Source organism: Flavobacterium sp., from assembly GCF_027531905.1.
Taxonomy (GTDB): Bacteria; Bacteroidota; Bacteroidia; order Flavobacteriales; family Flavobacteriaceae; genus Flavobacterium.
This window is the reverse complement of the sequence record NZ_JAPZSU010000043.1, coordinates 1-13,135: the sequence shown is the minus strand read 5'-3', so window position 1 is coordinate 13,135 and position 13,135 is coordinate 1. Positions and strand designations below refer to the sequence as shown.

Annotated in this window: 13 protein-coding genes; 8 read left to right on the top strand and 5 right to left on the bottom strand. The window is 33.8% G+C overall.

What is annotated here, in order from left to right:
- Window positions 1-17: 17 nt before the first annotated feature.
- Together O9307_RS11400 and O9307_RS11395 are read left to right on the top strand one after the other, a co-directional pair.
- Entirely contained in the window at window positions 18-452 is a 435-nt protein-coding gene (locus O9307_RS11400; protein WP_298299288.1) for a hypothetical protein, read from the top strand.
- A 33-nt stretch (window positions 453-485) separates the two neighbouring features.
- A complete protein-coding gene (locus O9307_RS11395) occupies window positions 486-1,391 on the top strand; it encodes an N-acetylmuramoyl-L-alanine amidase (RefSeq protein ID WP_298299286.1) in 906 nt (301 codons plus the stop codon).
- Between the two features lie 63 nt (window positions 1,392-1,454).
- On the opposite strand, the gene O9307_RS11390 is transcribed toward O9307_RS11395, so the two are convergent.
- Together O9307_RS11390 and O9307_RS11385 are read right to left on the bottom strand one after the other, a co-directional pair.
- Complete coding sequence (locus O9307_RS11390) at window positions 1,455-2,096, bottom strand: hypothetical protein (RefSeq protein ID WP_298299283.1); 642 nt, start codon at window positions 2,094-2,096, stop codon at window positions 1,455-1,457.
- Window positions 2,097-2,194: 98 nt separating this feature from the next.
- Complete coding sequence (locus O9307_RS11385; RefSeq protein WP_298299280.1) at window positions 2,195-4,708, bottom strand: mechanosensitive ion channel domain-containing protein; 2,514 nt, start codon at window positions 4,706-4,708, stop codon at window positions 2,195-2,197.
- A 265-nt stretch (window positions 4,709-4,973) separates the two neighbouring features.
- Between O9307_RS11385 and O9307_RS11380 the strand changes: the two genes are divergently transcribed.
- From O9307_RS11380 to O9307_RS11360, 5 genes are all read left to right on the top strand, one after another.
- Complete coding sequence (locus O9307_RS11380; protein WP_298299277.1) at window positions 4,974-6,539, top strand: protein adenylyltransferase SelO; 1,566 nt, start codon at window positions 4,974-4,976, stop codon at window positions 6,537-6,539.
- Window positions 6,540-6,694: 155 nt separating this feature from the next.
- Window positions 6,695-7,261 (top strand): L-threonylcarbamoyladenylate synthase, encoded by a 567-nt coding sequence (locus O9307_RS11375; protein WP_298299273.1) that lies wholly within the window; start codon window positions 6,695-6,697, stop codon window positions 7,259-7,261.
- Window positions 7,262-7,322: 61 nt separating this feature from the next.
- The gene (locus O9307_RS11370) at window positions 7,323-7,706 is read left to right on the top strand and encodes a GxxExxY protein (RefSeq protein WP_298299270.1); all 384 of its coding nucleotides are present in this window, start codon (window positions 7,323-7,325) and stop codon (window positions 7,704-7,706) included.
- Window positions 7,707-7,773: 67 nt separating this feature from the next.
- Window positions 7,774-9,195: an HD domain-containing protein gene (locus tag O9307_RS11365; protein WP_298299267.1), complete on the top strand. Its 1,422-nt coding sequence runs from the start codon at window positions 7,774-7,776 to the stop codon at window positions 9,193-9,195.
- 66 nt (window positions 9,196-9,261) lie between these two features.
- Complete coding sequence (locus O9307_RS11360) at window positions 9,262-10,284, top strand: COX15/CtaA family protein (protein WP_298299264.1); 1,023 nt, start codon at window positions 9,262-9,264, stop codon at window positions 10,282-10,284.
- A gap of 14 nt (window positions 10,285-10,298) precedes the next feature.
- Here O9307_RS11360 and O9307_RS11355 read toward each other — a convergent pair whose 3' ends face one another.
- The gene (locus O9307_RS11355; protein ID WP_298299261.1) at window positions 10,299-10,769 is read right to left on the bottom strand and encodes a hypothetical protein; all 471 of its coding nucleotides are present in this window, start codon (window positions 10,767-10,769) and stop codon (window positions 10,299-10,301) included.
- A 163-nt stretch (window positions 10,770-10,932) separates the two neighbouring features.
- On the opposite strand from O9307_RS11355, the gene O9307_RS11350 reads away from it, so the two are divergent.
- On the top strand, window positions 10,933-11,706 hold the full coding sequence (locus O9307_RS11350; protein WP_298299258.1) for a CDP-alcohol phosphatidyltransferase family protein: 774 nt from the start codon (window positions 10,933-10,935) through the stop codon (window positions 11,704-11,706).
- Window positions 11,707-11,800: 94 nt separating this feature from the next.
- Here O9307_RS11350 and O9307_RS11345 read toward each other — a convergent pair whose 3' ends face one another.
- Window positions 11,801-12,568 (bottom strand): LytTR family DNA-binding domain-containing protein, encoded by a 768-nt coding sequence (locus O9307_RS11345; protein WP_298299254.1) that lies wholly within the window; start codon window positions 12,566-12,568, stop codon window positions 11,801-11,803.
- Window positions 12,569-12,654: 86 nt separating this feature from the next.
- Window positions 12,655-12,927, bottom strand: coding sequence for a 2TM domain-containing protein (locus tag O9307_RS11340; RefSeq protein ID WP_298299250.1), 273 nt, complete (start codon window positions 12,925-12,927; stop codon window positions 12,655-12,657).
- Window positions 12,928-13,135 lie beyond the last annotated feature (208 nt).

Here is a 13,135-nt window from a genome sequence, read left to right as displayed (position 1 = left end):
TTTATAAATCAATCGCAATGCAAAAGATTCAATTTTTATTTATTTTAGGATGCACTTTGTTTTTCACTCAAACCCATTGGGCACAATTCAATAATGGATATGGCAATAATGGAAGAATGAGCCAAATGAATCAAATGGGATCTGGACCTACACAAAGTGCACCAAAGCCACCCTCTAATGAAGAAACGGCTAGCAAAGTAATGGAAAATCTTAAAACAGAACTCAATTTGGATGCACTGCAAGAGATTGCTATTAAAAATATTTTGGTTCAAAGTTTAAATGCCCAAGGCGTAATTATCAAAAAAGAAGGTTCTAACGAAAGTAAAAGCGAGGATATTAAGGTAATTTCCGAAAATACAGACCGTAAAATACTAGAGTTATTAAATCCCGATCAAAAAGATCTTTACAAAAAAATTATTGCAGGAGGATTTAAAAAGAAGAAAAAGAAATAAAAGCTAGCCACTCAACCAACTAACTAATTATCGATGTTTAGACAACTTATACTTAGTATCACTTTGGGTTTACTTATAAGTTCATGTGGAACTAATCCATACAAGGAAAGCAATAAAGTATACGAACAGCAATTAAAGGTGTTACAGCAAAAACTAGCTGAAAAAGAAGCAATAGCTCTAAAAAAAGTAGAGACAACCACCACTTCTTTGGACACACTTTACACGAAACAAATTAATACCCTAAAGGATTCTATCTCTAAATTTAACCCAACAGCGTTAGAAAATGTAACTACAGAATGGATTGGGACAGTAAACTTTAATCTAAGAAAACCAAATTTTGTAATTATACATCACACCGCACAAGATTCTTTAAAACAAACTTTAAAAACTTTCACATTAGCCAGTACCAAAGTGAGTGCACATTATGTAATAGCAGAAGATGGAAAAGTAGTGCAAATGCTAAATGACTATTTGAGAGGTTGGCATGCTGGCAATGGAACTTGGGGAAAAAATAGCGACATCAACTCTGCTTCTATTGGGATTGAACTTGACAACAATGGATTTGAACCCTTTTCAGAACCACAGATTAATAGTTTATTGGCTCTATTAACAAAATTGAAGAAAGACTATAACATTCCTACACAAAATTTCATAGGCCATTCTGATATTGCTCCAACCAGAAAAGTAGATCCTAGCGCTTTATTTCCGTGGCAATTATTAGCAGAAAAAGGGTTCGGAATCTGGCCAGACGCACAACTAGAAACCGCTCCTACAGATTTTAATGCAGAAATGGCTTTACGAATAATTGGGTATGACACTAAAAACTTGAATGCCGCCATCAAAGCATTTAAATTGCATTATATCAAAACAGAAATCGACTCAGTTTTAGATCAAAAAACACTAAATGTTATTTATGCCATTTATAAAAAACAACAATAATTAAGTAGAATAAACCGAATTAAAAAAGGCTTTTTGATACTATTTCAAAAAGCCTTTTATTGTTTAGAACTTAAACCAGGCATAAGGCTCATGTTCAAAATCTAAGGCTCTTGGTAAACCATCCCCAGGTGTAACTTTTAATTCTGACAATGTTGACGGATTAGATGGGTAAGTTTTTCCATTAAACTTCACAATATGGTATTTACTTCCGCTGTAAATAAACAAGTCTTTCCATCCGTTGGTTTTAGTTGTATCAATTACAACTGGATTACCCGATACCGAAAATTGCGTAACTACATTTCCTTGATCATCCAACAGCAGCAGAGTACAACCTCCAGTACCACAAAAATAACCTCCAGTTAATCCAACTAGAATCTCTTTTTTCCCATCTTCGTTTAAATCATATTCAAAGAAAATAAACCTTTTACTATTGTCATCAATAAAATTCTTTGCTAAGTCATCTTTATATAATTCTTTCAAAGTCAAACGGATCAAATCGGAGGTTTTACTACTTGACGAATTTATACCGTAGCTGCCTGCTGGAATGGTATCTGTTGGATCAGGATCTACCAAAGCTTCGGTTTTCGAAGAATCTACCGCAACAGTGGTTGTATCAGTGGTTGATTCTTCTGGTTTTACTTCTTTCTTGCAAGAAGATATTACCCAAAAAACAAAAAGGACAAGTACTACAATTACTTTTTTCATTTCATTTTAATATTAAAATAGTTACTAAAATTCTATTATACTCTAATTACGGATAAATATTTTTCTTTGACAAAAGGATGCATTTGATAACGAAAAAATTATTCTTTATCTAGATTTTCATCATTAGAATTAGAAACATTGGAACGAATATGAAGATCTTGTTGCGGAAATGGTATTTCTATTCCATTGACTTTAAAGGCAACATCTATAGCTATAATCAAATCATTTTTTACATCATTACCAAAGTTAAAATGAGGTACCCAATATTTTATGGCAAAGTCAATAGAACTATCATTGAACTTAGTTACCCAAACCATTGGTGCAGGATTTTTCAATACTAGCTCGTGCTGCATTAAAATGTCAATCAAAATTGTTTTTACCTCCTTTAAATCTGAGCCATACGCCACGCCCAAATCAATCTCAAATCTACGACGATTGCTTCCCATGGTCCAATTCACTAAATGTTGACTCAATAAATCACCATTTGGAATAATAACATCAGCCCCATCCCAAGTAGTAATAACACTGCTACGAATTCCGATTGATTTCATTTTTCCTGTCTGCCCTCCTACCTCGACAATATCATCCAAATTGATAGGTTTTTCAAATGCAATGATTAATCCGCTTACCAAATTGTTGATTACATTTTGCAAACCAAAACCAATACCCACACTTAAAGCACTAATCATCAACGCAATTTTATCCATTGGGATACCCACTGCAACAAAAGCGATTAAAACACCAATGGTGATTATGGCGATGCGTATCAACAATAACCAACTTCCTAAACCTGATTTTGGTTTTCCACTATTTGTTCCTTTACTATCGGTTGTTAAAAATGAAACTATTTTAGCACTTAATCCTGACATGAATAAAATAAAGAAAAACAAGAATATGGCATTGAATGAGAATTTGAATTCCCCAAATTGTTTTTCTTCATAAAAAGCCTCAGAAATTGGTTCTATAAAACTTTGAAAACTATAAGAATTTCTACTTATCAATATATACCAACCTATTGCAAATAAAACGTAAATAAAAGCAGGTACTTTAAAATTTTCCTCTTCTTTTTCTTCTTTTAACAGAACTTCCTCTTCAGATCGAGATAAGTATTTTGAAAAATTTAAAATATCTAAACTTAAGCCAAATGCCCAAATTAATTGATACGCGATTAAAATGGTAAAATATCCATTGGTCATGAAAATTTTGGCCAAATTATAACAATTTGCAATTGACAAAATCATAGCACATAATTCAAAAATCACAAAGACGAGCAGCGCAATTACAAAACTTTTTTCGTGAATCTCTTTCTCTTTATCCTTTCTATTCCAAAAAACATAAAACCCTAAAGCAAAACCAATAACGCTTAGAAACAAAACAAATCGAGACTCTGACACAGAAAATAGTAGTAATAAGTTATCTTGAAAGGCTAAATTATTACAAACAAAAAATGCCATCCAAATGAAGAACCAATATTTACTTACGGATTTGTACAAAATGCGAGTTAAAGCTAACCCTCCAATAATCCACAAAAATGCACTAAACACAAATGGCGGCGAAGGCAAGAAAAATTGAAATATGGAAATCATTATCAGCATAGAAGCTGCCAAAGGGTAATTCAAAACATGGCCCGGGTATTTTAAATTCTCATATAAATTCGCCTTCTTATATTTACTTCTAATGACTCTCAAATAAAGTGTGAGTCCTATGATAAAGAGAAGTAACAAGGATAAAATCCCTGCTTGATTAGCAAAATAAAACACAAACAATAAATATCCTTTTATAAAGGAGTGGATAAAATTCTCAGCTAATGTTAAGCCTATTTCTTTTTGATCAACAACATCTGGCGATATCGAATTTACTTTTTTACTTAACTTTTTCCTTACATTATTTACGATAGCCAAGTCTGACTCAAGACTAAATTTGAACATTTTCCCATTAACTTCTAACTTTTGGATGCTATCAATGGCATTTTTCAAGTTAGTATTGGCATTATTTAAATCTTTGACCATTAAAACCATCCTTTGGTAATAATTTTTTTTGGCTGATTCTTGAACAGGAATTTGATAAAAAATATTATCGGTTGCCAAGGAATCTATTCTACGCTGTATTCCGCTTAAAGACTTATTGTTTGACGAAATTCTGTCTAATTGATAATCGGTTCTCTTTAATAATTCTTTCAATAAAAGTGAAGTTGTCGTTAAATCTCTAACGGTTTGCATCTTGCTTACATTCTTCACAATGCCTTTTACTGATTTATCTTTCCATTCTACCAATAATGCCAGCTCTTTTGTAAATCCCTTATAATCAATACCTTCTTTTAATGTTGTATTAGCTCTTTGAATTTCTTCATTAATTAAATTAAAACTTGAATTTTGTCTATTGGTCAGCACATTAAATGCGTAGTTTGTTTTATTTTCCTTCAAACTTGCCGCATTTAATTGCTGCATTAGACTATCTAATCGTTTATTCTCTTTTGCTTTTGCATCGTTTTTTATCCCTTCTTTGGATTGACCATAAGTGATTAAAGTCATGGCAAAAAAGAGTACACTAACGCATCTTTTAAAATTTAAAACGAAAACATTTTGACGCACTCTTTTTGGACTGATTTTCATAAAAAATGGAATTATAATGAAATAAAAAACTGGTTTTGAAGCCACTGTTCAAACAAAAATCACAAAACTCATTATAAAAATAGTTAAAAAAACAGAACTAAAATTAATTATTCTGTATAACCCTTTGAATTTCTGAAACTAATCATTCGTTAATAAAATTCAAAAAGAATAAGAAATTAAAACAGATTGATTTAATTTTACTAGCTAATTCAGTATTTCGACATGGAGCAAAATTTGAAGAAATACTACTATTTTTAGCTAAAAAATGACGCTCACCCTCAACAATCTATTCACCAAAGAATTACCCGCAGACAATCTATCGGACAATACTCCTAGACCAGTATATCAAGCATGCTTTTCATTTGTTTCACCCAAAATACCTTCAAATCCATCCTTAATTCATTTGAGCATTGATGTAGCAAAGCAAATTGGCTTAGAACCAGAAGAATTAGAGGACGACGATTTCTTAGCTGTTTTTTCAGGAACAAAAATATATCCCAACACACAACCTTTTGCCATGTGTTATGCTGGGCATCAATTTGGAAATTGGGCAGGGCAATTGGGAGATGGAAGAGCCATTAATTTGATGGAAGTAACTCACGAGGGGAAAAACTTTACGTTACAATTAAAAGGTGCTGGACCCACGCCCTACTCCCGAACCGCAGATGGATTTGCCGTCCTGCGTTCGTCCATTCGTGAATATTTGTGTGCCGAAGCTATGCATCATTTAGGAGTACCCACAACCCGTTCTCTTTCATTGATTTCAACTGGAGACGAAGTACTTAGAGACATTATGTACAACGGGAATCCAGCTTACGAAAAAGGTGCTGTAGTTTGTAGAGTAGCACCAAGTTTTATTCGATTTGGAAATTTTGAAATTTTTGCCGCCAGACAAGATCACACGAATCTGAAACTATTGGCTGATTTTACCATTCAACATTATTTTCCATCCATAAATGAAACTGGCAAAGAAAAATACATTCAATTTTTTGAAGCAGTTTCTAAAAGCACACTAGAAATGATTCTTAACTGGCAAAGAGTAGGTTTTGTGCACGGAGTTATGAATACAGATAATATGTCAATTCACGGCATTACAATTGACTATGGCCCTTACGGTTGGTTAGAGGACTACAACCCAACTTGGACACCAAACACAACTGACAATCAACACAAAAGATATCGATTTAAAAATCAACCTCAAATTGGGTTATGGAATTTGTATCAATTGGCCAATGCCTTATATCCATTAATCGAAGAAACCCAAGGTCTCGAGGCAATTTTGGACGCTTACACCAAAGAATATGATGCCAAATATCTTCAAATGATGCAATCAAAATTAGGTTTACAAATACAACATATAGCAGATCGCAGCTTAATTCAAGAACTTATTGATTTGCTACAAGAAATAGAGACCGATATGACTATTTTCTTTCGAAACTTAAGTTTAGTGCTCAAAAATGATACTCCTGCAACTGCTTTATCAAAAATTGAATTTGCCTTTTATAAGGCTAATGATTGTAATGAAAGCATAACTCTAAAATGGCACAATTGGTTCTCTAAATATATCGACAGATTGCAATTAGAAATAGTATCTGATGCAGAAAGAAGCATTGCAATGAACCAAGTTAATCCAAAATACGTCCTTCGCAATTATATGGCGCAATTATGTATTGATGCCGCGGAACAAGAGGATTATTCGATACTAAAAGAATTGTTTGAACTTTTACAAAAGCCTTACGAAGAACAACCCGAATATGAAAAATGGTTTGCCAAACGCCCCGATTGGGCAAGAGTTAAAATTGGGTGTTCGATGCTAAGTTGTAGTTCTTAAAAACTTTCAGAACAAGAACCCTTTTTGAAACAATAGCTAACATTCATCCCGAATCTATTTCTGAACAAAGAAAAAAAACGCTTTTTTATACGCTATCAAAAATCAAATGGATAGTTTTGCATTTTATGGAACAAAATCAAAATCATTAAAATAAAATGCAGATGAATCAAGAGATTATCAATGCTTTTGAAGTTATAAAAAACGGAGGCATCATTCTTTATCCAACTGATACGGTTTGGGGAATAGGATGTGATGCGACGAATCCTGAAGCCGTGGCCAAAATATACCAACTCAAACAAAGAACCGAAAGCAAAAGTATGATTTGCCTTATGAATGGGGAAAAAATGATGTACAATGTATTCAAGGAAATTCCCGAAGTAGCTTGGCAAATTCTAGATTTATCTGAAAAACCCACAACTTTAATACTAGATAACCCAAGAAATGTGGCTCCAAACCTTATTGCCGAAGACCAATCCTTAGGAATTCGATTGGTAAAAGAGCCTTTTTGCTTTAAGCTATTGGAGCGTATGAAGAAACCGCTAGTTTCTACTTCTGCTAATATTTCTGGACAACCCACACCAAGTTCTTTCAAAGAAATTAGCCCTGAAATTATAAAAGGCGTAGACTATGTTGTAAATTTGCAGCACGAAAAAATTGCAGGAAAACCTTCAACCATAATAAAACTTACGAATGATTCGCAGGTAAAAGTGATTCGAAAATAATTTTTTTGCCGCAGATTCGCAGATTTTAAAAAAAGAAGAAATTAATATGATCTTATAATTTATGGCTCAATATTTATTTGAAAAAGAAACCTATAAAATAATAGGAATTCTATTTGAAGTTCATAAAAATCTAGGAAAAGGATTTTCTGAAATTGTATATAAAGATGCTTTAGAATATGAATTTAATACAGCTAACATTCCATTTGAAAGAGAAAAGGAATATGTCGTAAATTATAAAAACACCATTTTAAAACACAAATTCTATGCTGATTTTGTAGTTTTTGATAGTATTATTCTTGAAATAAAATCCTGTGAATCTTTTAATAACAGTCATATTTCTCAATGTTTAAATTATTTAAAAGTGTCGAAAACTAAATTAGCGCTTTTAGTAAATTTTAATAAAACATCTTTAGAACACAAACGAATAGTAATGTCGAAAAATTAGCTGAAAATCATAATTTTTAATACAAAATCAGCGAATCTGCGGTAAAAAATCGTGGTAAAAACAAGATATGAATTACAAATCAGCACTTAATAACACAATATTCGAAGTAATATCAAAAGCTTCCCAAGAACTAAACATAGAAAGTTATGTAATTGGTGGGTTCGTTAGGGATTTACTTTTAAAAAGAGGCACCAAAAAAGACATCGATGTGGTGGCTGTAGGCAGTGGCATCGAATTGGCGCTCAAAGTTTCAGAACTTTTACCTAAAAAACCAAAGGTACAAGTGTTCAAAACTTACGGAACTGCTATGCTCCGTTTTGAAGATACCGATATTGAATTTGTAGGTGCCAGAAAAGAATCCTACACCCACGATAGCCGCAATCCAATCGTTGAAAACGGAACGCTACAAGATGATCAAAACCGCCGTGACTTCACCATAAACGCCTTGGCTTTGTCTTTGAATCCATCTAACTTCGGAGAACTCTTAGATCCCTTTGCTGGTATTTCTGATTTAGAATCTAAAACAATAAAAACGCCGCTTGACCCAGATATCACCTTTTCGGATGACCCGCTAAGAATGTTGAGAGGCATTCGTTTTGCGACGCAATTAGGTTTTGAAATACATCCAGAATCCTTAGCTTCTATTACCAAAAATGCAGAAAGAATACAAATAATTTCAGGAGAACGCATTGTTGAAGAGTTAAACAAAATTCTTCTAACTGAAAAACCTTCTTTGGGCTTTTTGTTGCTTTACAAAACGGGATTATTAGAACTGATTCTACCTGAATTAACCGCCTTGAATCAAGTAGAAGAGATAGAAGGACACACGCACAAAAACAACTTTTATCACACACTTGAAGTAGTCGATAACATTTGCCCGAATACAGACGATGTTTGGTTGCGATGGGCTGCTTTATTGCATGATATCGGAAAGGCTCCAACGAAACGCTTCAACAAAAAACAAGGGTGGACGTTTCACGGTCACGAGTTTTTGGGCGGTAAAATGGTTAAGAAAATCTTCGAAAGATTGCATATGCCCTTGAACCACAAAATGAAATTTGTACAAAAAATGGTAGTGATGAGTTCGAGACCAATTGTCTTGGCGCAAGACACTGTTACCGACTCAGCAGTACGTCGTTTGGTTTTTGATGCAGGAGAAGATGTAGAAAACTTAATGACCCTTTGTGAGGCCGATATCACCACTAAAAACCCAAACAAGTTCAAAAAATACCACAGTAATTTTGAAATTGTACGCAAAAAAATTGTAGAAGTTGAAGCACGTGACCACGTCCGTAATTTCCAACCTCCAATCAGTGGCGAGGAAATAATGGCGCTCTTCAACTTAAAACCGTCTAGAGAAATTGGCATCCTAAAAGAAGCCGTAAAAGAAGCTATTTTAGAAGGAGAAATACAAAATGAGTACCAAGCAGCTTATGAATTTATCTTAAAAAAAGGAGCCAAATTAGGCCTAAAGATTAACGATTGTTAGTCCTTTTTTTCTTTGATAAACCCATAAATTTGCATCTAAATAATTGATTTTTTATCACTAAAAAAAATGAATAAAACGAATAAACCTATTATCATTTGGCTGCTTTCTGGCTGCTTTCTTTTGTTTTTAATGGTTGTGGTTGGCGGAATTACCCGTTTGACTAATTCTGGACTCTCTATGACCGACTGGCATTTGATTACCGATACCTTCCCTCCTATGACAGAGGCGAAATGGAATCAAGCTTTTGAAGAATACAAAAAGTTTCCTGAGTATCAAAAAATCAACATCCATAATGATTTTAGCTTATCCGATTATAAATTTATTTACTTCTGGGAATGGTTTCACCGTTTTATTGGTCGAATCATCGGGATGGTGTTTTTAATTCCTTTCTTTTATTTTTTAGCCAAAAAAAGATTAGACAAATCTACTATCAAAAAATGCATTGTTCTTTTGTGTATGGGAGGATTCCAAGGCTTTTTGGGTTGGTTTATGGTAAAAAGCGGATTAATCGACAATCCAGATGTGAGCCATTTTAGATTGGCGTTACACCTTACTTTTGCTTTCATCACCTTTGCTTATACCCTCTGGGTGGCTTTGGATTTAATTTATCCTAACAAAGACAACTTTTATCCTCAGTTGAGAACTATTGCTCGATTTGCCTTTGTATTTTTGATTATTCAAATCATCTACGGAGGTTTTGTTGCAGGACTCAACGCTGGATTAATTCACAACCATTGGCCATTAATGAGCGATGGTCAATTCATTCACGATAGTGTATTTATCGAAAAAAACAGTTTTATCCTTAACTTGATTGAAGGAAAAAGCGGCGTGCAATTCGTACATCGTACTACCGCTTATCTGGTGGTGGCTTTGATGGTTTTGCTGTATTTCAAAAGCAAAAAATACTCTTTGTCAATTGCGCAACAAAATGGACTCAATGCGCTTGTCATACTTGTTTTTGTGCAATTTGCACTAGGCGTTTTGACTTTGTTGTATAGCGTACCCCTTTGGTTAGGATTGGCGCACCAAATCACAGCTTTCTTTTTATTGACAGCTATGACTTACACGCTACACCGTTTCACTAAATAAGAAAAAGAGATGGCTTAATACACCATCTCTTCTCTTTCAAAAGTAGGTAAAACAATGTGATTTATGTTTTGTTCCATCCATTGACTCACTAACAAATCTGCCCAAGCATTCATATATTTTACCGTATCTGACATCACATTTCTATTGAAAGAAGTCACACCAGCTTGGGCTAAAATCTCAGGATTGGACAAGTTTTCGAGTTGTCTCAAGTCAGAAGCTGTAAATCCAAACTCAATCATTCTGCCAATAATTAAATCCATAGGATAACCACTCGTTGGGCAATAATCTATAACTTGTTCCGACCAATCACCGCGTTTTTGCAAGGCAAATTGTTGAATTTCTGCTCTGGTAAACGAAGTTATATTTTGTGCCAAATGCCCACAATTACAACTTCCCATATGCCCCCATTCATAACGACCACTACTTGCAATTTGTTTCGCTGTTTCTCTAAGAGCTTGAATTACTTTTAAATTTGGTGCCGCCATAATACAATAAATTTGGTTTTTTAATATCATAAAAGTACTAAAACTCGAAACGCACTTTTTTTACTTTAACACAAAGTAAACTATTGTTTAGGCATTTATTTCTCTTAAATAGAGCTACTTTTGCCCCTCGACTATATTGTCCTTCCTTTTTTATCTACTATTAATGTCTAAACTTGCTGCACAAGATAAGTTCTTCGACCTCTCCGATTATGGTCGTCCATTTGGTAAATTCCTTGCACAACAATTAAAAGAAACCCGATTCACAGCTATTCACGTAACCCTACTTTTTGGCCTTTCTGGGTTAATTGCCATTTTTTGTATACTCACAAACCACTACTTTTTGGCTGCCTTTTTTATTGTATTAAAATCAGGAATTGATGCTGCAGATGGAGAATTAGCGAGACTAAAAAACAAACCTTCATACGTTGGTAGATACCTCGATAGTGTCTTTGATATCGTCTTAAATTTTATGATTATTATGGCCATTTGTTGGGTTTCAAAAACGACATTTTGGTATGCGTTTGCCGCTTTTTTTGGCATCCAATTACAAGGAACTTTGTACAATTATTACTATGTAATTTTGAGACATAAATCGGTTGGAGGAGACAGCACTAGTAAAATTTTTGAATACAAAACACCCAAAGCTTTACCTGGAGAAACACAAAAATCGGTGACTCTTTTGTTCCGAATTTATACAATCGTTTATGGACTTTTTGACAAAATAATTCACGCTCTAGATAAAGAAGCTTACAAAGTAAAAACGTTTCCAAATTGGTTTATGAGCTTGTTATCCATTTATGGTTTAGGGTTTCAATTGCTAATTATAGCCGTGATGTTACCTTTGCATCTTATTGAATATATAGCTCCGTTTTTTATTGCTTATACACTTATGGTTTTTGTTCTTATATCTATCAGAAAACGATTTATTTGCGAATAAAAGCCTCATAGATAAATCCTATAACAAATATCTAAACAACTAATAACCAGTATTTTTAACTGTTTTTATCTAAACTAAAAAATAAAGTCAATTCTTAACCAATCCAATTTTTGAAATCGGCTACTTTTTCTCGGCTAACTATCACCTCTTCTGCTTTATAAGTAGGTAAAATAATTTTCAAACGGGAGTTGCTGTACACCACAATCTCCTTTATAGCTTTTAGTGGAATGATAAATTTTCGGCTGATTCTGTAAAAAGCAGCAGGGTCTAATTCTTGCTCCAAAACCTCTAAAGTGGTCTCCAAAAGATAATCTCTGTTATCGAAAGTATGCAAATAGGTTCCTTTATTTTCGCTGTAAAAACATTCAATTTCATCCACTGAAATCACTTTCAAATGTTGCCCAATTTTTAGTGTAAATCGCTTTTTATAATTTTTCTCAAATGGGTTGGTCAGCATCTTTTTGATAGCTTCAAAATCTAACGCAAGAGAAGGATTTTCAGGTGCCTTTTCTGGCACTCGAGATTTGTATTTATTCACTGCAATTTCCAAGTCATCTTCATCGATGGGTTTGAGTAAATAATCAATACTGTTGAGTTTAAAAGCACGCAAAGCATATTCGTCATAAGCGGTGGTAAAAATGATAGCACTCTTAATTTCGACTGCTTCAAAAATGGCAAAAGACAAGCCATCCGATAATTGAATGTCCAAAAAAATAAGGTCAGGATGAGGATGGTTCGAAAACCATTCGATAGCCTCTTCTACCGAGTGCAACAACACGGTTACATTGATTTGTAATTTTTCGAGTTTACGTTGCAACAAACGCGCTGCTGGTTTTTCGTCTTCGATGATTAAAGTAGTCATTATTTGAGGTTAGAGGTTAGAAGTAAGAAGTAAGAAGGCAGATGTGAGAAGGCAGAAAACTGAAAACTCAGAACCGAAAACAGAAATCACTTCCACTGTTGTTGTTTTTCATCTTCTTCCTTTAAAAATTCCTCAATTTTTCTTTTCTCCCAATCTTTGCCTAAAAACAAATCTTTCCCAAAAACAGAAGCTCCGTGTGCTACCAATCCAATGCCCCAAAAGAAGGCGGTATTGAGTGTTTGCCAACTCCAAAAATTGGTATCTAATGAATCCAAATGCCTTGCTCTCATAGCGATTAATCCGATATTGACTAAAACATACACCATTAGATGCACATAAAATCCTTTTATTTTTTGCACTCTTTTAAATGCGATATCGTAACGCTCTTCTTGAGTTCTGTCTAAAAATGAATCGTATTGGTTTTGTTGTTTCTACTGGATATTTTGTGAAAAGGTTAAATTTACAAAATGGAATACGATATAAAAACGATACTAGAGAAAATTATTTTACCGATTCAAGACGGCTGGAAATTATCAAAATTAGAAATTGATGAAGAAAAACTAGAAG